This window comes from Martinezella sp. CNPSo 3732 (genome assembly GCF_057784515.1).
On record NZ_JBXSOO010000015.1, the window covers coordinates 50,053 to 71,890 of the forward strand.

The 21,838-nt window shown below is 59.8% G+C and carries 26 protein-coding genes and 1 tRNA gene; 13 read left to right on the forward strand and 14 right to left on the reverse strand.

The features are described 5' to 3' along the window. Window positions 1-33 precede the first annotated feature (33 nt). A complete protein-coding gene (locus AC13RM_RS21960; protein WP_488555548.1) occupies window positions 34-1,194 on the reverse strand; it encodes a CaiB/BaiF CoA transferase family protein in 1,161 nt (386 codons plus the stop codon). Between the two features lie 239 nt (window positions 1,195-1,433). Between AC13RM_RS21960 and AC13RM_RS21965 the strand changes: the two genes are divergently transcribed. Continuing rightward, complete coding sequence (locus AC13RM_RS21965; protein WP_488555549.1) at window positions 1,434-1,847, forward strand: carboxymuconolactone decarboxylase family protein; 414 nt, start codon at window positions 1,434-1,436, stop codon at window positions 1,845-1,847. Between the two features lie 56 nt (window positions 1,848-1,903). On the opposite strand, the gene AC13RM_RS21970 is transcribed toward AC13RM_RS21965, so the two are convergent. Beyond that, window positions 1,904-2,293 (reverse strand): BRA0787 family protein, encoded by a 390-nt coding sequence (locus AC13RM_RS21970; protein WP_488555550.1) that lies wholly within the window; start codon window positions 2,291-2,293, stop codon window positions 1,904-1,906. A gap of 406 nt (window positions 2,294-2,699) precedes the next feature. On the opposite strand from AC13RM_RS21970, the gene AC13RM_RS21975 reads away from it, so the two are divergent. From AC13RM_RS21975 to AC13RM_RS21990, 4 genes are all read left to right on the forward strand, one after another. Further along, window positions 2,700-3,125 (forward strand): cupin domain-containing protein, encoded by a 426-nt coding sequence (locus AC13RM_RS21975; protein WP_488555576.1) that lies wholly within the window; start codon window positions 2,700-2,702, stop codon window positions 3,123-3,125. Window positions 3,126-3,335: 210 nt separating this feature from the next. Continuing rightward, a complete protein-coding gene (locus AC13RM_RS21980) occupies window positions 3,336-4,184 on the forward strand; it encodes a MetQ/NlpA family lipoprotein (RefSeq protein WP_488555551.1) in 849 nt (282 codons plus the stop codon). 126 nt (window positions 4,185-4,310) lie between these two features. Then, a complete protein-coding gene (locus AC13RM_RS21985) occupies window positions 4,311-5,396 on the forward strand; it encodes a methionine ABC transporter ATP-binding protein (protein WP_488555552.1) in 1,086 nt (361 codons plus the stop codon). Continuing rightward, window positions 5,386-6,042 carry a methionine ABC transporter permease gene (locus AC13RM_RS21990; protein WP_015340947.1) on the forward strand — a complete coding sequence of 219 codons (657 nt, stop codon included), beginning with the start codon at window positions 5,386-5,388 and terminating at the stop codon, window positions 6,040-6,042. Before AC13RM_RS21985 ends, AC13RM_RS21990 begins: the two co-directional genes overlap by 11 nt. Window positions 6,043-6,105: 63 nt before the next feature. On the opposite strand, the gene AC13RM_RS21995 is transcribed toward AC13RM_RS21990, so the two are convergent. Next, window positions 6,106-7,137: a hydroxyacid dehydrogenase gene (locus tag AC13RM_RS21995; RefSeq protein WP_488555553.1), complete on the reverse strand. Its 1,032-nt coding sequence runs from the start codon at window positions 7,135-7,137 to the stop codon at window positions 6,106-6,108. A gap of 54 nt (window positions 7,138-7,191) precedes the next feature. After that, entirely contained in the window at window positions 7,192-7,887 is a 696-nt protein-coding gene (locus AC13RM_RS22000) for a DNA-3-methyladenine glycosylase I (RefSeq protein ID WP_113231722.1), read from the reverse strand. A 258-nt stretch (window positions 7,888-8,145) separates the two neighbouring features. Here AC13RM_RS22000 and AC13RM_RS22005 point away from each other — a divergent pair, with 258 nt between their 5' ends. The 7 genes from AC13RM_RS22005 (at window position 8,146) to AC13RM_RS22035 (ending at window position 11,035) form a co-directional block, all read left to right on the forward strand. After that, window positions 8,146-8,406, forward strand: coding sequence for a DUF982 domain-containing protein (locus AC13RM_RS22005; protein ID WP_113231721.1), 261 nt, complete (start codon window positions 8,146-8,148; stop codon window positions 8,404-8,406). A 132-nt stretch (window positions 8,407-8,538) separates the two neighbouring features. Continuing rightward, window positions 8,539-8,853 carry a DUF982 domain-containing protein gene (locus tag AC13RM_RS22010; protein WP_374816346.1) on the forward strand — a complete coding sequence of 105 codons (315 nt, stop codon included), beginning with the start codon at window positions 8,539-8,541 and terminating at the stop codon, window positions 8,851-8,853. Window positions 8,854-8,977: 124 nt separating this feature from the next. After that, window positions 8,978-9,187, forward strand: a complete 210-nt coding sequence (locus AC13RM_RS22015; RefSeq protein ID WP_174718628.1) for a DUF982 domain-containing protein — start codon at window positions 8,978-8,980, stop codon at window positions 9,185-9,187. A 121-nt stretch (window positions 9,188-9,308) separates the two neighbouring features. Next, a complete protein-coding gene (locus tag AC13RM_RS22020) occupies window positions 9,309-9,560 on the forward strand; it encodes a DUF6074 family protein (RefSeq protein WP_488555554.1) in 252 nt (83 codons plus the stop codon). A gap of 125 nt (window positions 9,561-9,685) precedes the next feature. Then, entirely contained in the window at window positions 9,686-10,135 is a 450-nt protein-coding gene (locus tag AC13RM_RS22025) for a hypothetical protein (protein WP_488555555.1), read from the forward strand. Between the two features lie 226 nt (window positions 10,136-10,361). Then, window positions 10,362-10,616 (forward strand): PilZ domain-containing protein, encoded by a 255-nt coding sequence (locus AC13RM_RS22030; protein WP_488555556.1) that lies wholly within the window; start codon window positions 10,362-10,364, stop codon window positions 10,614-10,616. 209 nt (window positions 10,617-10,825) lie between these two features. Then, window positions 10,826-11,035: a hypothetical protein gene (locus tag AC13RM_RS22035; RefSeq protein WP_488555557.1), complete on the forward strand. Its 210-nt coding sequence runs from the start codon at window positions 10,826-10,828 to the stop codon at window positions 11,033-11,035. A 94-nt stretch (window positions 11,036-11,129) separates the two neighbouring features. Here AC13RM_RS22035 and AC13RM_RS22040 read toward each other — a convergent pair. The 8 genes from AC13RM_RS22040 to AC13RM_RS22075 all read right to left on the reverse strand — a co-directional run bounded on the left by AC13RM_RS22040 (window position 11,130) and on the right by AC13RM_RS22075 (window position 18,623). Continuing rightward, window positions 11,130-11,206: transfer RNA gene (locus AC13RM_RS22040), tRNA-Met, on the reverse strand. Between the two features lie 163 nt (window positions 11,207-11,369). Beyond that, window positions 11,370-12,569, reverse strand: a complete 1,200-nt coding sequence (mnmA, locus tag AC13RM_RS22045; protein WP_285172885.1) for a tRNA 2-thiouridine(34) synthase MnmA — start codon at window positions 12,567-12,569, stop codon at window positions 11,370-11,372. Window positions 12,570-12,839: 270 nt separating this feature from the next. Further along, a complete protein-coding gene (locus AC13RM_RS22050) occupies window positions 12,840-13,493 on the reverse strand; it encodes a CDP-alcohol phosphatidyltransferase family protein (protein WP_488555558.1) in 654 nt (217 codons plus the stop codon). A gap of 6 nt (window positions 13,494-13,499) precedes the next feature. Beyond that, window positions 13,500-13,901, reverse strand: a complete 402-nt coding sequence (locus AC13RM_RS22055; RefSeq protein ID WP_488555559.1) for a hypothetical protein — start codon at window positions 13,899-13,901, stop codon at window positions 13,500-13,502. After that, complete coding sequence (locus AC13RM_RS22060) at window positions 13,898-14,848, reverse strand: phosphatidate cytidylyltransferase (protein ID WP_113231713.1); 951 nt, start codon at window positions 14,846-14,848, stop codon at window positions 13,898-13,900. Before AC13RM_RS22060 ends, AC13RM_RS22055 begins: the two co-directional genes overlap by 4 nt. A gap of 2 nt (window positions 14,849-14,850) precedes the next feature. Further along, on the reverse strand, window positions 14,851-15,498 hold the full coding sequence (locus AC13RM_RS22065) for a lysophospholipid acyltransferase family protein (protein WP_440479294.1): 648 nt from the start codon (window positions 15,496-15,498) through the stop codon (window positions 14,851-14,853). A gap of 205 nt (window positions 15,499-15,703) precedes the next feature. After that, window positions 15,704-17,299, reverse strand: a complete 1,596-nt coding sequence (serA, locus tag AC13RM_RS22070) for a phosphoglycerate dehydrogenase (protein WP_374816354.1) — start codon at window positions 17,297-17,299, stop codon at window positions 15,704-15,706. Between the two features lie 145 nt (window positions 17,300-17,444). Next, complete coding sequence (locus AC13RM_RS22075; RefSeq protein ID WP_374816356.1) at window positions 17,445-18,623, reverse strand: phosphoserine transaminase; 1,179 nt, start codon at window positions 18,621-18,623, stop codon at window positions 17,445-17,447. Window positions 18,624-18,890: 267 nt separating this feature from the next. On the opposite strand from AC13RM_RS22075, the gene AC13RM_RS22080 reads away from it, so the two are divergent. Next, window positions 18,891-19,676: a glycosyltransferase family 25 protein gene (locus AC13RM_RS22080; protein WP_374816358.1), complete on the forward strand. Its 786-nt coding sequence runs from the start codon at window positions 18,891-18,893 to the stop codon at window positions 19,674-19,676. 10 nt (window positions 19,677-19,686) lie between these two features. Here AC13RM_RS22080 and AC13RM_RS22085 read toward each other — a convergent pair whose 3' ends face one another. Both AC13RM_RS22085 and AC13RM_RS22090 read right to left on the reverse strand, forming a co-directional pair. After that, on the reverse strand, window positions 19,687-20,502 hold the full coding sequence (locus tag AC13RM_RS22085) for an outer membrane protein (protein WP_374816359.1): 816 nt from the start codon (window positions 20,500-20,502) through the stop codon (window positions 19,687-19,689). A 238-nt stretch (window positions 20,503-20,740) separates the two neighbouring features. Then, window positions 20,741-21,592, reverse strand: coding sequence for an outer membrane protein (locus AC13RM_RS22090; protein WP_095435705.1), 852 nt, complete (start codon window positions 21,590-21,592; stop codon window positions 20,741-20,743). Window positions 21,593-21,838: the final 246 nt, after the last annotated feature.

Here is a 21,838-nt window from a genome sequence, read left to right on the forward strand (position 1 = left end):
TCCTTCTAAATCCATCGCGACCTCTCGACCCCTTCAGCCAAGGTCGAACTCCTCCCAGAGCGCCGCATTATGCTCGCCAACGTGCGGGGCCGCACGCTCGAATTTCGGTCGCCGCCCATCGATGCGAATGGGCGAACGGGTTGTCTGCAAGCTGACGCCATCATCGCGCCCGACCGTCTGCAGCATGTCGAGAACGCGAAAACCTTCGCTGTCCAGAAGCTCCGGCCAGTTCAACACTTTTGCGCACCAGATGTCGGCAGGTTCGAGTATCGCAAGCCAATCGTCAACGTTGCGGCTGGCGATGCGCGCAGCGATCAGCGCCTTGATTTCATCGCGTGCTGTGAACCAGCTTTTGGGGTCATCACGATAGGGCGCAAGCTCGTCCATGCCGAGCAGATCGGCGAGCTTGGAAATCGGCGCCATGGCGATGGCGAGATAGCCGTCGGCGGCGGGGTAGACGCCATAGGGCGCGGAAAGATAGGCATGCGCACTGCGGACATGAGAGCGCTCCGGCAGCTTATTGCCGTTGTTCATGTGCACGCTCAGCACCTCGACCTGCAGATCGACCAGGGCTTCCAACAGGCTGGTCTCCACCAGTCCGCCCTCACCCGTCACGCCGCGCCGTACCAGCGCCGCCAGAATGCCCTGGGCCGCAGCTGCACCGGCCAGCATATCGCCGATCGCCAGGCCGAAAGGCACCGGTCCCTGTCCCTCGTCGCCGTTCAGCCACATGACCCCGGAGCGCGATTGCGCTAGAAGATCCTGCCCCGGCCGCGCGACCCATGGCCCCTCTTCGCCGTAACCGCTGATCGAGCAATAGACGAGACGGGGATTGAGCTTGCTTGCGGCCTCGTAATCCAGCCCCAGTCGCTCGATCACGCCGGGGCGAAAATTCTGTACGAGCACATCCGCCTTGGAGACGAGCCTGCGAAGCGCACTCATATCGCGCTCGTTCTTCAGGTCCATCGCCAGGCTTTCCTTGGAACGGTTGATGGCATGGAAAATCGTCGAATCACCGCTCTCATCGTCGCTGAGATAAAGCCCGCGCGAAAGATCGCCGCCACCGGGGCGCTCGATCTTGATGACCCTCGCGCCGAGGTCCATCAGCCGCAGCGAACAATAAGGACCCGACAGAAACTGGCTCATGTCGACAACGACAAGTCCGGCCAGCGGCAAGTCCTTCTTCAGCGCCATTGTTATTCCCGCTCCCCTGACTTCACCTCGGCTCAAGGTGCCTCTCCGCCTTGAGGACTATCCTCGTCACCGGTTCCTGCGTCAGCCTCAATCTTCTTATGTGAATAGTATTTTCACATATGGATGATTTTTGCAAACGAAAAGAGGGCGGATAATGGAAGCTCCGCTTACCCATGTCGTCAGGAAATACAGTATGGTTCCACGTAGTGAGAGTTGCTGGAAAGAAAGGAAGATAAGGAATGGCGACGGTCAAATTGCTCGATGATGCGGAAGCCGAGGCAATTCCGGCGGTGAAGGCTGTGTTCGACGACATTCGCGCGGTGAGAAAATCCGATTTCGTCAATAATTTCTGGCGTGGCCTCGCCAATGATCCTGCATTGCTCAAACGCACCTGGGAAGGCCTGAAAGCGGTCATGGTGGCGGAAGGCGCACTTGATCCGCTCGTGCGCGAGATGATCTACATAGCCGTCTCCACGGCCAACGGCTGCACCTATTGCGTCCATTCGCATACCGCCGCCGCCAGGGCGAAGGGCATGACTGACGCCCAGCATGGGGAGTTGCTGGCGGTTATCGGGCTGGCCGGTCAAACCAATCACCTCGTGACGGCGATGCAGATCCCCGTAGATCCGGAATTCGATGTCAGCGACCGATGAAACGCAAAAGGCCCGCGGGCACACGCCGGCGGGCCTTCCATAAACAATCTTCGCTATCAGCGATCCGACGTTTCCGCTGCCTGGGTGTCTGCCGCAATGGCAGCGACGTTGACGCCGTTGTTCACGACCAGCAGCCTTTTGCGAACCAGAACGCCCATCACGCGGGCGGCGGTCGAAAAGGTCATCGTGTCGAGCGGGCCCTCGCCTTCCCAAGGCTTGGTCAGCCGCTCGGTCACGGCCGAGACGATATTGTTGGGCACGATATCAGTGCATTCGCGCATGGCTTCGAACACGACGCTGATGGGATGGATGCGTCCTTCGAACGTCACGATCGGTTCGGTTACTTCGCTTTCCCATTCCTCGAAGGCATAGAGCGCTTCGCGGAAAAGCTGCTGCAGAGTGATAGGGGCATGACCCTCATGAAGGGGCGGCAAGGCATTCGACATGTCTGTCTCCTTTCAATTGGAAGTCCGGCGCATATATGAAAGTGGATGGTCTCTCCTCCGAGACCCAAGCGCTGCTTCTTCAGCTTGGCGCGCCTTAATTGGGGGAGCGGCGCGGCAAACCATCTTGCGACCGGCGCAACGCGGGATGCACACGAAATGTTTCCCACCGGTCATCTAACTTGATCAAGTCTATAGATTAATCTCGACTTGAAAAGCCTCTTTAAGAATTTTCTGTAATTCTCTTTATTTTTGAATGGCTTCGCGTAGTATGAAATTGCCATGTGCCGACGAAAGGTGCGCGAATCTCCCCCAAGAGCAAAGGGAACGCCATGTGCGGCGATCATGAACTCAGCATCACGACGAGCACGATCACGACTATCAGCCCGTCGATTGGCGCGAACACGGCATCAAGATCATTCCCGGTAATGCGCTTGATCCGAATACCGCACAAACCCCCGGCATGAACCGCGCGACGGCCATCAGCAAGGCTCGCGCCGGCGCCGAGAATATCTGGGCCGGGACCGTGACGATTCACGCCAATGCCAAGACCGGCGCTCACCATCACGGCGACCTCGAAAGCATCATCTATGTCGTCAAGGGCAAGGCCCGGATGCGCTGGGGTGATAACCTGGAATTCGTCGCCGAAGCCGGTCCCGGCGACTTCATCTTCGTACCGCCCTATGTGCCGCATCAGGAAATCAACGCCAGCCGTGACGAGACGCTGGAATGCGTACGGGTCCGCTCCGGCCAGGAACCAGTCGTCGTCAATCTCGATATCGAGCCGGTGGAAAAACCGGAAGAGGTGCTCTGGATCGACCCAATCCATCGTTAATTTGCACATTTTTTAGGCAAAATCTCATTTGCCGCATAAATAATCTACAATATTTATAGAAAATTAGTTTCCGCTTTGCACCGCACTGAAAAGAGTTTTTCAGAAGTGCGGCGCACAACGCATGATCCTGCTTGGCGATGCGAACACGCGTCTGAGATGATTAAGTCGTCAACGAGATATTGATCTCGATCATCTGGAACAGGATTTCCCATGACTGAAAAGCTTTCTAGAGGTTTCGACGCGCTGCGCCTTTCCCGCCGCGCCGGCCTTGCCGCCATCCTTGCCTCCGCTGTCGCCGTTTTCGGCTGGACGGCAACCGCTACGCCGTCTTTCGCGGCAGACAAGACGGTCAAGGTCGGCATCATCAGCGGTGAAGACGAAGATGTCTGGCGTGTCGTGACCGCTGAAGCCGCCAAGAAAGGGTTGAAGATCGAGACGGTCGTCTTCAACGACTACACCCAGCCGAACGAAGCCCTCGAGCGCGGCGAAATCGATGCCAACGCTTTCCAGCACAAGCCTTACCTCGACAACCAGATCAAGCAGCACGGCTACCACATCGTCAGCGTCGGCTATACCGGCGTCTGGCCGATCGGCCTCTACACCAAGAAATACAAGACCGTGGCAGAGCTTCCGAAGGGTGCGGTCATCGGCGTACCGAACGATCCGTCCAACGAGGGCCGTGCACTGCGCGTGCTGCAGAACGAGGGCGTGATCAAGCTCAAGGACGGCACCGGCATTCTCGCCACGACCGCCGACATCGTTGAAAACCCCAAGAAGGTCGAGATCAAGGAACTGGACGCCGGCATCGTCGGCCGCTCGATCGACGACCTGGACGCAGCCGTCGTCAACACCGACTGGGCGCTGAAGAGCGGCTTGACCCCGAAGGATCGCATTGCGCAGGAGCCGATTGACGGCAACCCGTACCGCAACTTCATCGCCGTCAAGCAGGGCAGCGAGAACGAGGCCTGGGTGAAGACGCTGGTTGCGGCTTACCAGAACGACACCGTCAAGGCCGAATTCGACAAGGTCTACAAGGGTACCGGCCAGAGCGCCTATTAATACCGAAGGGCGCGGGGGACAGCGCTGAGCGGCAGGGCGGCCAGGGCATCTTGCCCGGGCCGCCTTTGGTGTTTAAAGCCCACGCTCAACCCGCGCCGAACGCAAAAAGAAGATTGGGAAGCAGACATGAATTCCTTCATCCCAGCAACATCGATCGACGGACAGGCGCCGCCCGAACGAGCGGCGAGCGACGAAATCGTCCGCCTGGTTGATGTCCGACGCCGGTTCGGCGGCACGCCGGCACTGGACGGTATTTCGCTGACCGCGCGCCGTGGCGAGATCGTCGGCATCATCGGCCGCAGCGGCGCCGGCAAATCGACGCTGATCCGTTGCCTGAACGGGCTGGAGCGCGCCGATAGCGGCGAGATTCATATCGAAGGCCGCGATATTGCCCGCCTCTCGGAAAAGGAACTCCAGCCGCTGCGCCGCCGCATCGGCATGGTCTTCCAGCATTTCAACCTGCTGTCCGCAAAGACCGTCGAAGAGAATATCGCCCTGCCGCTGAAAATCGAGGGCGTCGCCAAGGCCGAGCGGCTGCGGCGCGCACGCGAATTGCTCGAACTCGTCGGCCTCGCCGACAAGGCCAAAGCCTATCCAGCCGCCCTTTCCGGCGGTCAGAAGCAGCGCGTCGGCATCGCCCGCGCCCTTGCCGCCCGGCCTGCATTGCTCCTGTCGGATGAAGCGACGTCGGCGCTCGACCCGGAAACCACCCGATCCATCCTCGCACTGCTGAAGGATATCAACCGCAAACTCGGCCTGACCATCCTGCTCATCACGCACGAGATGGAGGTGGTGCGCTCCATCGCCGATCGCGTCGCCGTCATCGATGCAGGCCGGATCGTCGAGGAGGGTTCCGTCTGGTCGGTCTTCGCCAATCCACAAACGGAGATCACGGCAAGCTTGCTTGGCGGCATCCGGCCGCAATTGCCGGAACATATCGCCACGCGCCTCTCCCCGACTTCTGGTATCGAGGCCATCCTCAGCGTCGATCTCGCAGGTCCGGCCGCACAGGGCGCGCTCTTTGCGGAGCTTTCGGCTGCCCTGCCGCGCTCTTTCCGCCTGGTTCACGGCGGCATCGACCACATCCAGAACCAACCCGTTGCCCGTTTCTTCGTCGCCGTCCCGACGCGCGATCCGGACCTGCCGGCGCAGGTCAGCGATTTTCTGAAAGCCCGCTCCGCCCGGGTGGAGGTTTTAGGCTATGACAACTGATGTGATCCTCGGCCTGCTCTGGCGCTCCTTCTGGGAGACGATTTGGATGACGGCTGCGTCCGGCCTCCTCTCCCTGGTCATCGGCCTGCCGCTCGGCCTCGCCCTCGTCGTCACCGGTCGCGGCGGCATTGCCGAACAGCCTGCGATCAACAGCGTCCTTGCAGCGCTCGTCAACGGCTTCCGCGCCGTGCCTTTCGTGATCCTGCTGATTGCCCTCATCCCGCTGACACGCCTGATCGTCGGCACCGCGCTCGGCACAACGGCCGCGATCGTGCCGCTGACCATCGCCGCGATCCCTTATTATGCCCGTATCGCCGAGGTCTCCCTGCGTGAAGTCGACCGCGGCCTGATCGATGCGGTGCGCGCCATGGGCGGCAATCGCTGGACGATCATCCGCGAAGTGCTGGTGCCCGAGGCCATGCCCGGCATCGTCGCCGGCTTCACCGTGACGCTGGTGACGCTGATCGGGGCTTCGGCGATGGCAGGCACCATCGGCGGCGGCGGCCTCGGCGACCTTGCGATCCGCTACGGCTACCAGCGCTTCGAAACCGGCGTCATGATCGCCGTCGTCATCGTGCTGATCATTCTGGTCTGCGGCATGCAATGGCTGGGCGATCGCTTAGCCAACCGGCTCGACCGCCGCTAGCTCCACCGATACAAATCCACTCCCGGCGCGGGGAAACACTGTGCCGGGAGTGGAGCATCATGATCAGTTGCGCGTCACCGGCTTCGAGCGCATGCGCGACACGCTCTCCCGCTCGGCGCGCTTGCAGCGCATCGGCGGCAGGCCGCGATCCATCAGATCCATATCCTCCAGCACCATGTCGCCCATCTTCTTGAAGGCGCTGTCGAGTGCGCCGGCGCGATGAGCCGAGCGGAGGAAGCCCTTGAGCTTGCGCACGGGATGATCGAGGCCGAGCGGCTCTTCGGGATAGACATCGCTTGCCGCCACGATATGACCGGAAGCGACTGCTGCCATCAGCGCATCGAAATCGACGACGTCGGCGCGGCTGAGCAGAATGAAGGCCGCTCCCTTGCGCATTTTCGCGAAAGCCTCCGCACCGAGAAAACCCTTGTTCTCGCTGGTGACCGATGCGACCACGAAGACGAAATCGCTGCTGGACAACACCTCGTCCAGCGTAACGGGCTGCACGCCATGCTCCTTGAGGATCGATGGCGGCATCCAGGGATCGAACACTTTGATATCGGCGCGGAAGCCGGAGAGCACGCGGTTCAGCGCCTTGCCGAGATCTCCGAAGCCGACAATGCCGATATCGCTGCCCGAAAGCAGCCGGGCGCTGCCGTTGCCGTCACCGCCCCAAAGTTCCCTGCCCTCGCGGAAATCGAGATCGGCATCGGCGATGCCGCGCGCCAGGCTCAGAGCAAACCCAAGGCCGATCTCGGCGACCGGTTCGGCAAAAACGAGGCCTGTGGTCACGACGTGGATGCCGCGCTCGAAAAGCACTTCATAGGGCATGTTATTGATGAGATTGCTCTCGACATTCAGGATACAGCGCAGTTGCGGCATGCGATCCAGCGTTTCCTTCAACAGCGGCGGCTGGCCGATGATGTAGCGCGCCTCAGCGAGCACCTCGTCGCCCAGTCCGGCGATATTGTCCGGGTCTGCCTCGACGAGGCGGTATTTCGAGTGAAGGAGCGACAGCGCATCCCCGGTGAAGATAAGCTCGAGCGAGCGCGGCTCCGGTGCGCTGATGGCCAAGGGTCTGCTATCGTTCGTCATTCTGCTCCTCCAATCTCGCGACGCGATCCAACATCATTCGATGGATGAGATCAATCAGGCCTCGTCCTCTTCTCCCGGCATTCCGACGGAGAAGGCGCAGATGCGCGAGAGATAGGTGAGTGGCAGGCCCGTCTCTGCGTGCCAGGCATTAAACTGATCCTGGATCAACCGCAGGTCCTTCTTGGTCGGCTTGCTTTCGGAAATCGGCAAGCCGGCAAGCCGGAGGCAGACGAGAACGTCATGGCTCATGACGAAGCTGTCGCGGCCGATCGCCCGCAGGAGATATTGCCCCGTCATGCCGCCGAGCCGGTTCGCCTTCTTGTCCAAGAGGGCAAGCAAACCGGTCTGATCCTCCAGCGGCCAATCGGCGAAGAAATGGCCGGCGCTGCCGTGCTCATCGGCAATCGCGCGGACAAATTGCGCATTGGCCCTGACCGACATGATCTTGGCGCCGTTGCGGATGACCCGTGCGTCCGAGGTCAGATCATGCCAATAATCATCCGGCGCCAGATTGAGAAAAGCAGGATCGAAGCCGGAGAATGCCGCTTCGAAACCAGCCCATTTCGAATCGATGACGTTGCGCACGAAACCCGCATAGAAGATGTAGCGCGTCATCTCCGACAAGATCCGATCATCGGGCAGAGCACGCAGTGCCTCATGGTTCGGCGCCTTGGGCATCAGCGCCTTCAACCCGTCGACGCCGCCCTTGCGCTTCTCGGCGCGCTCCTTGATTTCGGCAAAGCTTCCCATCACCCTCTCCCGTCGGCCACGCTGTGCGAGAAGTCTTTTATGATCTCATCGCTCAGTGCAAGTAATCTCCGCACAATGATTTGCTGTGAAAAACACGACGTCCAAAGTTACGACTCGAAAGTTGATCACGCCGGCATTCGAATTGATTTTCCGACGATTGAAACAGTTCCAAACTGCTCCAGATATCGCTTGAAATTAACTTGAGATTTCGCACACCGTGACGTTAATTTCGGCGGCGTCGGATCGGAGCCTCCTGCCATGAATAAGAAAGACTGGAATTATCCCATCATGGTCATCTGCAAACGCACCGGAAAAGTCTATACGGTCGCGAACACGAAAGAAGCGCTGGACATGCTGCTGAATGCATGGCCTGTCGCAGAGGGCAAGGCTTTCATGATGGCTCTGCAGGTCTGTGCCGATGTCGAAAGGGGACAGGGACAGCCGCTGGAGGCCCGCAATAGCTTTGTCGCTGCGGCATCGGAGGCTGGCGTCCCCCTCGAGATGCCGGTGGTTCAGTAGGATTGCTGCCCTGTTTCGAGACCTGCTGCACGCCGTTTCGCAAGGCTTGATTGCCGTAAAGTCGTGCAGGCTGCCCACACTGTTTAGTGCCGCCCCGCTCTCACAGAATGGCGCGGACGGATTTTCCGGAAATTGCGAAACTTTTTGCCGTGGCAGGAGTTTCAGTCGCAATGTCGGAGCATCATCGAAATGAAAATGATATTTAGTGCCGGCGCAAGCCGGTGGCTTGAGCCTGTATATCTGCGCATCGGCCATGGCATGCCGGAAGTAATCCGAAGCCCGAAGGAAGCCCACAATCACCTCCTTTTCCGCTGGCCAACCATCAGAGGCGAAAAATACGATTCGGCCAGAAGCCTCTGCCTCGAAGCCGAGACCGACCCGTTTCTGTGCGAATACGCCAGAAAAGTGTTCATCGAGGCCTGCGTCGAAGCCAGCGTACTCGACTAGATAGCGATACTAAAATCCTTGGAATCGGAACGCTTCTTGCTGGGTTACCGAAGCATGAACGTTTCGGAGGTAATGCGTTTTGAAACGAAACACTTTACGACCATTTCCAGCTGTCACGCTTGTCATGGGAGAGAACGGCGGAACCCGCCGCGTCAATTCGGTACATCAGGTTGCAGAGCTGCTGCTGGAACATTGGCCGGTGGCAAATGGCGAAGACTATGTCGCAGCGGTACGGATCTGCCTCGAAGCGATGCTTGGCGCCGTCCCTGCCGAAGCCGTGAGAGAGGCCTTGATCAAGGCTGCCCGAGAAGCAGGCATATCCGTAATGCAATGAAATTCCCCTCCCTTCCCGCCACAGGTGGGATCTCTCTGACATTATTCACTTTTTATGAACGAGTGCCGGCGATCTTGCCAACAGAGGCAGGCGATTCGCTCCTGCCGATGACGGAGAGAATATGTCGCTTCTACCATTCCCTGCCGACAGGCGTACCAGTGATGTCAGGCGGTGTGCCACAGCCCTTCAGCAGCTACAAGGCGAGGCGGCAAACCGCTTCTGGCGTTCGGAAATGGCAATCTTTGCCAACGCCTTGCGCGAACAGGGAGTGGAAGACGACGAAATCTCGCGGCAAGCTGGCCTCTTCATGCATGCGGTCCAGATGGAACTGCAGCTTGCCTATGCCGAAGGGGAACTGAACGCCTCGGCCTGACGGCGTTAGAACCCTCCGGTTCTCCTTGAATCGCGAGAACGCTCCATCCCTTTTTTGCAGTTCCGGACGAAAAGCCGCTACGCAGTTTTCTTAGGATTGTTTATTTCGGCAATCTGCAAAATGCGATGGATTTATCGCCGCTGGTCGGTGACTTGATCTGCACGGTCCATTCTCCCCCGGGAAAATGGAGCCCCTTCGACGAAGCCACGCCCGTGATCTGTGCGCAGGCCTTTCTGGCATCGGCACTCGGCAGATCTATGGTCGCCATGACGGCGTACCTCCGGCTGGAAACCTGGCACGGCGCGGTAAACAAGCCGGTATTGTCGATCATTTTGCAGACCCGGAACGCATTGCTCACGGCATCGTCTGCAGCCATCACGGAATTGGCGATCACCAGCATGGTGGCCGCTGCCAAAAACAATCTCATTGAAAACCCCGATCCCCTATGGCAGCACGGTGCCAGAGCAGATTTCGTCTTGCAAGATATGGCGCGTGGATTTTCATGGTCATTTGAAAATACAACGCAATTGTCGGCGACTTGTTCGCCAGTGGCCACCTTCATCCGTCTCTGTTGAGATATTCCGCTTGCGATCAAGCCGGAGAGATAGTCTTTCGAAGATATGGCGGCACCGATGCTCCGGCCTCGGCCCGCCTCCGTCCAGCCGACATCTTGTCGATACCCGCCACTCCCCTTCGCTGCCTCTGACAGACGGAAAGCGTTCAATTCGCCGCTTCCCGTTAACATCTTCGATATTAGAACATGCCATATTAGTGAAAAATACAAATCAAGGAGCCAGCGCGATGACGGCAATCTCACCCGAAGGCCGGGTAGCCATCCGAAAGCGAACGCTTCTCGGCGCGAAAATCATATTTAACGACGGCCACTCGGTCTTTGATTGCCTCGTCCGAAACCTGTCCGATACCGGCGCCATGATCCAGATCGAAAACCCTCTGGCCGCGCCCAACGCCTTCAACCTGCAGCTTTCGGACGAGAGGCTGTTGGCCTGCGCAGTGCGCTGGCGAAAAATCAACAGCATGGGCGTCGAGTTTGTATGAGGGCGCCCCTCGCCGGCTAGTGCCTATGGCCGTCTCGCAAAACATGGGTACCGCAAGAGCTATGGACCAAACCTGATATGGAATTGTCGGCAATATCCCGGATCGCAGTTGCCTCCCTGCCGATCGGGTTCGCCCGGAACAAATAAGCCGCACCATGCATTCCCAGGCATATGGCACCTCTACCGAATTGGCTTGTGAAGGAGACGGCTATGAATCAGGACACCATTGATAGGCTCGATACAATCGGCCAACAGCTGCATGATCGAGCTCTTGCTTTGGCCCAGTCGCAATCCCAGGAAGGCCAGGACCATGCCCTCATGATGTCGGCACTGGCGACTTTGGCAGCGGCGGTGCGAACCTTGGACGACGACATGGCCCGACTCGACGGCCCCAAAGGGATTGGAGCAGCTGGCTCCTGAATTCGGCCCTTTCAAATGTCGAATGGGTTTAGCTTTTGCGCCCATAGCAACGAGCGCTCTTTTAAGCAATCGTGCAGAATTGCTGGGGGACGGATGGTAGCGGAGGAGGGATTTGAACCCCCGACACAAGGATTATGATTCCTCTGCTCTGACCTACTGAGCTACTCCGCCACGCCGCGCTTGATGCGAACACCAAACACAAAGGTCAAACGAACCGCCCGCTCGGAAAGCGCTGGCTCGTCGGTTGAGCGGCTTATAAGGTGCGGCTCGGCTTGGTGTCAAGCGGATGATTTGGAAAAATCAGTGGTTTCTACAAACCGACCTTATCTATCTTTCAAGCCGCAACCGGGCTTGCCAGCAGTGCCTTCAAGGAAGCTTCCGCCATCGGCTCACGCTCCGAGCGTTCGATGAAGCCGCCGCCGTAGACGCGCGCGTCGTCGCCGGGTGCTGAATAGAGCGCGCAAGCCTGGCCGGGAGCCACGCCGGCTTCGCCGACTGTGAGGTCGACATAGATGCCGCTGGCATCGGCATGCAGCACAGCCGGGGACGGTGCGCGGGTGGACCGCACCTTGGCGAAACAGGCAAAGCCCTCGCCGGAAGCGGCTTGCTCCAGCGGCTCATCGCCGAGCCAGTTGACATCGCGCAGATAGACGCGATGCGTTTCCAGCGCTTCCTTGGGGCCGACGATGACGCGGCGCGAGCGGGCGTCGAGATAGACGACGTAGAGCGGCTCGCCTGTGGCAACACCGATGCCGCGGCGTTGGCCGATCGTGTAATGCAGGATGCCCTCATGCTGGCCAAGCACGCGGCCGTCGAGGTGGACGATCTCGCCGGCAAGCGCCGCATTCGGCTTCAGCTTGGCGATGACATCGGAATATTTGCCCTGCGGCACGAAACAGATGTCTTGGCTGTCGGCCTTCTTGGCAACGACGAGGCCCATCTCTTCGGCGAGCGCGCGCGTCTCAGCCTTGGGCATGCCGCCGAGCGGAAAGCGTAGATAGTCAATCTGCTCCTGCGTGGTCGCAAAGAGGAAATAGCTCTGGTCGCGATCGGCATCGGCCGGGCGATAGAGCGCACGACGATGCGGATGTTCAGCGGAGGGATTCGGGCGCGAGCGAATGTAATGGCCGGTCGCCAGCGCATCGGCGCCGAGTTCCTTGGCAGTCAGCAGAAGATCGGCGAACTTGACCGTCTGGTTGCAGGCCACGCAGGGGATCGGCGTTTCGCCGGCGACATAACTCTCGGCGAAGGGATTGATGACAGTCTCGCGGAAGCGCTTTTCGTAGTCGAGCACATAATGCGGGATGCCGAGCGTCTCGCAGACGCGGCGCGCATCGTCGATATCCTGACCGGCGCAACAGGAGCCGGCGCGATGCACCGCGGCGCCATGATCATAGAGTTGCAGCGTGATCCCGAGCACATCATAGCCCTGCCGCTTCAAAATGCCGGCAACGACGGAACTGTCGACACCGCCCGACATGGCGACGACGACGCGGGTATCTTCCGGCCTCTTGTCAAAATCCAGTGTATTCACGGTCGTTGCCGCCAGTCTTGAACGATCTTCGATGCTGCCGAGCGGGAGACGTTTCTTCGAAACGTCGTCACGCTCTCACGATTTCATTTCGCATGATCTGATCCAAAAACCGCTGCACACTTTTCGGAATCATGCTTCCTGCCGCCGGATGCCATGCAAAAGCGGCGAATTTTCATGCGGGCAATGGGCCGCGCTCTTCGCAGTCCGCCTAACTCTGGAGGGATATAGAAAGGATCGCCATCCGGCGCAAGAGGGCGGCAAAAGTGCGGATCAGCCCTTCGCCCTCAAATGCCGGATCAGATTGCGGCTGCGCCTCAATACCGTAACCGCCGATCCGACGGCAACGACCCAAAGCGCGATGGTCAAAACCCAGCTGCCGCCGCTCCATAACGCCTCGATAATCGAAAGCAAAGCCCCTGCCGTCGCAACCGCCATGCGATGCTGCTTGGCCATCGGGCCACTGAAATCGCTCGGATTGCCCGTAGCACGTCCGAGTTCGCGAACATAGGCCGTCAGCACAGCAAGGGCGGCAGCCGCCCAGCCGAGTCCCGGTGCTGCCATGCCATAGCCGATGCCGGCAAAGATGAGGATATCGGCGATGCGGTCCGGAAACTCGTTCCAGAACGGCCCATCGGCCTCACCCTTCCCGCCCTCGACCGCCACCATGCCATCAAGCAGATTGCAGAGCAGGCGCAACTGGCAGAACAAGGCGGCAAGGATCAGCAAGAACACCCGCATTCCGATACCGCTGGCAACGCCAGAGAGCCAAAACGAAGCCCCGGCCAGTGCTGCCATGACCATGCTTGCCTGCGATATCTGGTTCGGCGTCACTGAAAGCGCAGTCATGCGCCGCGCCAGTGCCTGTGCCCACCGTGTGTTGCGGCTCGCCAGCGGCCGCCTCTCGCCTGTTCCCTCGCCGGTCATACGCCCTCACCCCTCATGATTTCGCAGCCTTCCGCCCGATATCGAATAATTGTAGATCGCCGCATAGCTGGAGGAGACCAGCAGCGGCACGGCGATGGTCTTCAGGATCTCCGGTGTGCCGCTCAGCGCGTGGATGGCGACCAGGATCGTTGCCGAACCGAGGCAGGCGATCAGCGGCGGCGCCCAAAGCCGGGTAGAGCCGGCGAACCGCCGCGATAAAGCTTCGACCACTGATTTCAGGAACAGCGTCAGGCAGCCCGAAAGCACGCCCTGCACGCAGCCCGCGATCAGCGGCCGCGGCATCGGGTGCACGCGGTTGGCGAAGAAAGCCCAGCCGCCCATGGCGAGGAAGGCGAAAAGCACATGCACGATGCTGCTGCCGGCAAGCGCTTTCAGCTTTCCTGTCATGACAGCGACCACCAGTAGCGCACGAGATGGAAGAAGATCGGCGCGGAAAAGACGACCGAGTCCAGACGGTCGATCAGCCCGCCATGGCCCTCGATGAGATGGCCCCAATCCTTGACGCCGCGATCCCGCTTGATCGCTGACATCACGAGCCCGCCGAAGAAACCCATGATCGTGATGACGAAGGCGAGAAGCCCGGCCTGCAGCGGCGTGAACGGCGTCACCCACCAGAGCGCCGCGCCGATCAGAGAAGCGCTGATGACGCCGCCGACGAAACCCTCCACCGTCTTCGATGGCGACAGCCGTGGTGCGATCTTCGTTTTCCCGAAAAGCTTGCCCCAGACATATTGCAGGACGTCGCTGAGCTGAACGACGATCACCAGGAAGGCGATCAGCAGCACGTTGCGGCCCTCATAACCGGGAATATGCAGCGTCAGCAGCGCCGGCACGTGCGAGGCGCAGAAGACGCAGATCATCAGCGCCCATTGCACCTCGGCGATGCGCACGAGAAACCGCTCGGTATCGCCGCGCAGCACCGCGATGATCGGCATGAAAAGGAAGGCGTAGACGGGGATGAAGATCGAATAGATGCCGTATTGCTCGGCCCAGAGCAGATAATATTGCACCGGCAAGGCCACGAAGAAGGCGGCGGCCAGCGCCCAGTGGTCCGCCCGCTTCGTGTTGATCAGTGTCATGAATTCGCGCAGCGCCGCAAAGGAGCAGAAGGCGAAGAGCAGGATGACGCCGGCACGCCCGGCAATGAAGGCGATGCCGATCAGCACCACCATCACCCACCAGGCCTTGATGCGCGCATTCAGGTTTTCGATCGCGGCATTCGATCCGTCGGGCGAAAGGCGCTGTTCCAGCACGTAGCCGATGACCGAGGCGACGATCAGGACGCCGAAAATACCAAGAACGAGGTGGATCAGATCGGCACTTGCCGCGCCCATGCTCAGTCTCCCGCCCGCTTGGGCGCCAGCGCCAGCAGCGCCGCTTCGGCTCGCGCCAGGAACTCCGCCTTCTCCTCGGTCTCGCCGATATGCAACGCCTCGCCGAAAGTGACGGTGCAGATCAGCGGAATGGGTACGAACTCGCCCTTGGGCATGACGCGATTGAGGTTGTCGATCCAGACGGGGACGAGATCGATATCGGGGCGAGCCTGCGCAAGATGGAAAAGCCCGCTCTTGAAGGGCTGCAGCGGCTGCTCGGTGAGATTACGGGTGCCCTCTGGAAACAGGATCAGCGAGGAGCCCGCATCGAGCGCCTGCGTCATCTGCGTGACCGGATCTTCCTTGCGTGCCTCGCGATCCCGCTCGATCAGCACGGCGTTGAAGACGTCCCGGCCGATGAAGCTGTTCAGCGGCGATTTCAGCCAATAATCCGCGCCCGCGACCGGCCGCACGCGTCGGCGCAATCGTGGCGGCAGGACAGTCCAGATCAGGATAAAATCGCCATGGCTGGAATGATTGGCGAAATAGACGCATCGGCGGGTTTGCATGCCGCTGTCCGGCCAGATCGCCCGAACGGCGGTAATGGCCCGTGCAAAGAGCACGATCGCCACCGAGACCGGCTTTGCCAGCCACTCGATCGGCGTGCCCATTCCTTCCCCGAAAATGTTCTTCCGTAAAGCCTCCATGACATAGAGATAGGCGCCTTTCGCGGCTCCCGATAGTCTGCGGGCCGAGCTTATCCACAACCCTCACAACCAATCCGAAAGCCCGGCGCAACTCACGTCGCGCCGGGCTTTCGGATTGGCTCTTGGGAGCGAACTCTGTGGCTGCCACCCTTCTTCAGGGCGGACAGGCTCAATCGACGTTGAACACCAGCGGCTTTGCCTGACGGATCGCCTGATGCGCCGTCAGCTTGCCGAGCACCTCATCACTGATCGGACCGTCGACATAGAGAAGCGCGATGGCATCCCCGCCCTGCTTGTCACGGCCGAGCTGGAAATTGGCGATATTGACGCCGGCAGAGCCGAGCGTCGTGCCGATGAAGCCGATCATGCCGGGGACGTCGGTATTGGCGATATAGACCATATGGTTGCCGACATCCGCATCGAGGTTGATGCCCTTGATCTGGATGAAGCGCGGCTTGCCATCCGAAAAGACGGTGCCGGCAACGGAGCGCGTCATGCTGTCAGTCGTGACGGTCAGCTTGATATAGCCGTCATAGACACCGGTCTTGTCGCGCTTGACCTCGGCGAGCACGATGCCCTTTTCCTTGATCATGATCGGCGCCGAAACCATGTTGACGTCGGCAACCTGATTGCGGATCAGGCCAGCGAGCAATGCGCTCGTCAGGGCCTTGGTGTTCATGTTGGCGGTGACGCCGTCATAGAGGATCTCGATTTCCTTGATCGGATCGTCCGTGACCTGACCGACGAAAGCACCGAGAACATCGGCAAGCTTGATGAACGGCTTCAGGATCGGCGCTTCTTCAGCCGTGATCGACGGCATGTTGATGGCGTTCGAAACGGCGCCCTTGACGAGGTAGTCGGCCATCTGCTCGGCGACCTGAAGAGCGACGTTTTCCTGGGCTTCCGTCGTGGACGCGCCGAGATGCGGCGTGCAGACGACGTTCGGCAGGCCGAAGAGCGGGCTTTCCTTGGCCGGCTCGACCTCGAAGACGTCGAAGGCAGCGCCGGCGACATGGCCTGATTTGATGGCCGCGGCAAGGGCCGCCTCATCGACAAGACCGCCGCGGGCGCAGTTGATGATGCGCACGCCCTGCTTCATCTTTGCGATCGCAGAGGCGTCGATGATATTGCGGGTCTTGTCGGTCAGCGGCACATGCAGCGTGATGAAGTCGGCGCCAGCGAAGAGCTCGTCGAGCTCGACCTTGGTGACGCCCATTTCCTCGGCGCGTTCCTTGGACAGGAAGGGGTCATAGGCAAGGACGTGCATCTTCAGGCCGAGGGCGCGGGCAATGACGATGGAGCCGATATTGCCGGCGCCGATGATGCCGAGCGTCTTGCCGGTGATTTCGACGCCCATGAATTTCGACTTTTCCCACTTGCCGGCCTGGGTGGAGCTGTCGGCAGCCGGAAGCTGACGGGCGACGGCAAACATCAGCGCAATCGCGTGTTCGGCTGTCGTAATCGAGTTGCCGAACGGTGTGTTCATGACGATGATACCGCGGCGCGAGGCGGCCGGAATATCGACATTGTCGACGCCGATGCCGGCGCGGCCGACGACCTTGAGATTCTTGGCCGCTTCGATGATCTTCTCCGTCACCTTGGTCGCGGAACGGATGGCAAGACCATCGTAATTGCCGATGATTTCGAACAGCCTGTCCTTGTCCTTGCCAAGCTGCGGCTGGAAATCGACTTCGACGCCGCGGTCGCGGAAGATCTGGACGGCGGTTTCCGACAGTTCGTCGGATACGAGAACGCGAGGTGCCATGGAGGCCTCCTGAAAAGGGTCAGCTAAGACGCGCAATCCGGGAAAGATACGAAAACGGCTTTCCGTGTGGAATTGCATGAAAACAACGAGAATTTCGGGATGCTGGGCTCCGCCTGTCGTGGCGGAGCCGTAAACGCTTCAAACCTCAAGCAGCAGCCTGGGAGAGCGTCGCCTTCTGCGTTTCGAAAGCCCAGGCGAGCCAGGGCATCAGCTTCTGCATGTCGGAAGCTTCGATCGTCGCGCCAGCCCAGATACGCAGGCCCGATGGTGCGTCGCGGTAATGGCCGACGTCATAGGCGACGCCTTCCTTTTCGAGCAGCGCAACCAGGCCCTTGGCGAAATTCGCCTGGCCATCGGCATCGAGAGCGACGACATCCTTATCGACGATCTTCAGGCAGACTGAGGTGTTGGATTCCGTCTCCGCCTTGACGGCGAGATTGGCAATCCAGTCGTTGGCGGCAACGAAATCGTGGATGACCTTGGCGTTGGCATCGGCGCGGCCGATCAGCGCCTTCAGGCCACCGAGTTCCTTCGCCCAGAGGAGAGCGTCGATATAGTCTTCGACGCAGAGCATCGAAGGCGTGTTGATCGTCTCACCGGTGAAGATGCCTTCGATCAGCTTGCCGCCGCTGGTCATGCGGAAGATCTTCGGTAGCGGCCAGGCCGGCTGATAGGTCGTCAGACGCTCGACAGCGCGCGGCGACAGGATGATAACGCCGTGTGCGCCCTCGCCGCCCAGAACCTTCTGCCAGGAGAAGGTGACGACATCGAGCTTGGCAAAATCGAGGTTCTGAGCGAATGCGGCCGAGGTGGCATCGCAGATCGTCAGGCCCTTGCGGTCGGCCGGGATGAAATCGCCGTTCGGAACGCGAACACCCGAGGTGGTGCCGTTCCAGGTGAAGACCACGTCGCGGTCGAAATCGACAGCGGAAAGATCGGGCAGCTCGCCATAGGCGGCTTCGAGCTTGCGGACGTCCTTGAGCTTCAGCTGCTTGAGGACGTCGGTGACCCAGCCGGCACCAAAGCTTTCCCAGGCGAGCATGTCGACACCGCGTTCGCCGAGCAGCGACCAGAGCGCCATTTCGACGGCGCCGGTGTCGGAAGCCGGAACGATACCGATTCGGTAATCCGCTGGCACTTCCAGAATTTCGCGAGTGAGATCAATGGCCTGCTTCAGCTTGGCCTTACCGACCTTCGCGCGGTGCGAACGGCCTAGAGCCGCGTCGGAAAGGGCGTTAAGCGTCCAACCGGGACGCTTCGAGCATGGACCAGAAGAGAAATGGGTATTATTCGGACGGATGTCCGGCTTGGCGAGCTTAGTCATGATGCTATCCTCTCAGATAGAAAGCTCCTCGTTGGGGAGGAGTGTCCCGCCGCCGGATATATTGGAAGCCGCCCGCAAGCGCAATAGCAAAAATTGCGGATGGCGCTCCCTCACGAAGTCGTGCAGAAAGTGTGATGACGTGCAAGTTACGCGCAATGGAAATAAGCCAAATTTGGCTCCATAAAAGCTGGATTCCGTGCAGACGCGCAATCATATAAGACAGTGCGCGCGCCAATTATGCGCCGATAGAAATAACAAGTGTGCCCGATGTCGCTAACTGCACTCGCCGAAAACCCTTTGATGCCCGTACAGGCCATGCCGGTCTATTTGATCAATATCGATCGCGCGGCAGAGCGGCTGGCGGAGATCCAGCGGCAAAGCGATGAATTCGGCTTCCGATTCGAACGCATCGATGGCATCGATGGCGCGCTCGTCCCGCGCGACGAATGGATCGATGTCGACCATGTTCGTTTCCAGCGCCGACATGGCCGGACCATTCTGCCCGGCGAATACGGCTGCTACCGCAGCCACTTGATGGCGCTGCGCCAGTTTCTGGCAAATGACGGCGAAATGGCGATCATCATCGAAGACGATGTCGCCTTGGATGCCGAGTTTCTGGCACGTGCCGCGGCAGCCAGGGAAGCCGCGCCGGCCGCCGATCTCATCAAGCTTGTCAATCACCGTTGGAACGGCTTTCGCGCCATGGCGCGCAGCCTCAAGGGAGATATCGTCGGGCGTTGCCTGTTCGGCCCACAGGGTTCCACCGCCTGCTATCTCGTCACGCGCCGCGGCGCCGAGAAGATCGTGAAATCGCTGTCGGTGATGTCGCTGCCCTGGGATGTGGCCGTCGAGCGCGGCTGGGACATGCATATATCCATCGTCAGCACGCGCGCGAATATTGCCGGTTTCAGCCGGCTGCAGAGAACGACCATGATCGGTTGGCGCCGCGATTATCGAGCAGCCAAATCTTCTGCCCTGCGGCGTTTTCCAGCGCACATTTTTCGAACCTTGGATTTCTTTCGGCGCATCGCCTATGTGCTGACGACGCCATAGACGACGAGCCTCACCAAGTGGTGATCCGCAGGCCGACGCGAATTTCGTGGCGCGACAATGCCCCGTCGCGGCCTGCGGTGGCGCTGGCCGCAGAATCGCCAAACATGTCGCCGCCGGCGATATGGGAGAAGCGATAGCCGAGATCGACCTTGACGTTCGGGGCGACCTCATAGGCAACACCCGCCATCAGGGCATAGGTGAGGCGCCAGTCGCTGTCGCCGGGGTAGCGCGCACTGATCGAAGCAGCACCGCCACAGCTGGACGTGCCATCGACACAGGAACCAGTGGTATTGACGCCGCTCCAGGAGACCCGAGTCGCCCCGAGCCCTGCACCGACGTAAGGCGTGAAGCCAGCCAGCGTGCCGAGATCGACGTAGCCGTTGACCATCAGGCTGCCGGCCCTGAAGGAGGAACGGGCCTTCGTGGAGCATCCCGTGCCGCCGGCCCCGCCGGAACAAGGCGAATCGCTTGAAATGCGGCCATTGAAGTCGCCGGTGAAGAAATCGCCCGTCACATCCGCGCGGAAGAGATCGTTGAACTGATAGCCTACCCCGAGGCCACCGGAAAAATCGCCGCCGAAGCGGGTCGAATCAAAACTATTCGAACTGTAGTCGCCGCGGGCCGGATCATAGGCTCGAAACCTCGTGTCGGTGCGGCTGGCGTTGACCGCATAACCAACATCGCCACGAACATACCAACCCTTGGCATCCTGGACGCTGACTTCGGGCATTTTGATCTCCGGCGGCGTCGCATCTGCTGCAAAGGCAATGCCTGCCGATGCGCTCGCCATCGCCGCGGCCAGCGCCAAAGCCTCAAAACGGATCATTACCCCTCGCCTTCCATCCTCGGGCAGATGCCCGCGCGCCGAACCGGCTGGCCTACCTTCTTTACGCCCCTCAAAGCAGAGCTTCGGCGGGAGCGCCGTATTCTCGTTTCATTAACCATAGGGAATTTATGGTTAATGAAGCTTTAAGACCGAGCTAAATTGCTTAACGTGACGAGGGAAAAGAAAAAGCCGCCCGGATGAAACCGGACGGCTTTTCAATAGGTTGGGTTAAGATCGCTTACTTGTAGACCGACGGCTGGACCGGGATATCGGCCGGCGGCATGTAGCTTGCGGTCTGGCAGCCGCCGAAGGTGTAGCGGGCACCGATGCGGGCTTCGTGCAGGTTCAGACCCTTGTCGTAGCCAGGGCCGCCATTCTCGTTGTAACCGAACATGTCGCCGCCCTGAACGTGCCGGTAGCGATAGCCAACATCGGCCTTGAGATTGCAGCTCAGGTCGATGGATGTACCGGCCATCAGCGCATAGGTGAAGCGCCAGCTGCCGCGGCCGTTATGCGTGACCGACCCGTCGCAGGAATCCGGGTTGGCGTCCGAGCAGGAGGTGTTCTTCAGATTGCTCCACTTGACATAGGTGCCGCCGAGACCACCGCCGACGTAGGGAGTGAAGATGCCGTAAGTGCCGAGATCGACATAAGCGTTGGCAAGCAAGCTATAGGCTGTCAGCGAAGCGAGATCGCGAGAGGTCGCCGCAGTCGGAGTAAAGCCCGGGCCGCAGGCACCGCAATCGCCCTTCGTGGAGCCCTTGAAGTCGGACTTGAAAAGATAGTCGAGCGTCAAGTCCGTGCGCAGGTAGTTGTTGATCTGGTAACCGACACCGCCGCCGAGCGTGACATTGCCGTCCAGCTTCGCGCGATCGAAATCGACCAGGCTGGAATTGGAGCCTTGGAAGTAGTTCGCGCCACGCAGGTTCGTGAAGGCATAACCGACATCGCCGCGCAGATACCAGCCGCTGGATTGGGCGACGGTCACTTCCGGCGCCGGTTGAACCGGTTCCGGTGTATAGAGATCAGCAGAAAAGGCCGACGTGCCAACAAGCAAAGTGGCAAGCGCTCCCATCAGGGTTTTCATCATGACTTTGGCTCCAAATTTCTTGCCCTTGGCACAGCAAATGCTTGCCAATTGAAAAGACATGACAGGGATAATGATGAAAAGGAGTTAAAACCTGATTAACTACGAATATTTACCCTGTTTATTCAGAATTATACTTTATTTTATATATTAGAGAACGTTGATTTTCAAATAAAGAGAATGGGATACGACTACCCACTTCCTCTATTTCCTCACAGGAGCGCTGTGCCTGGGCACAAACCGAGGCCC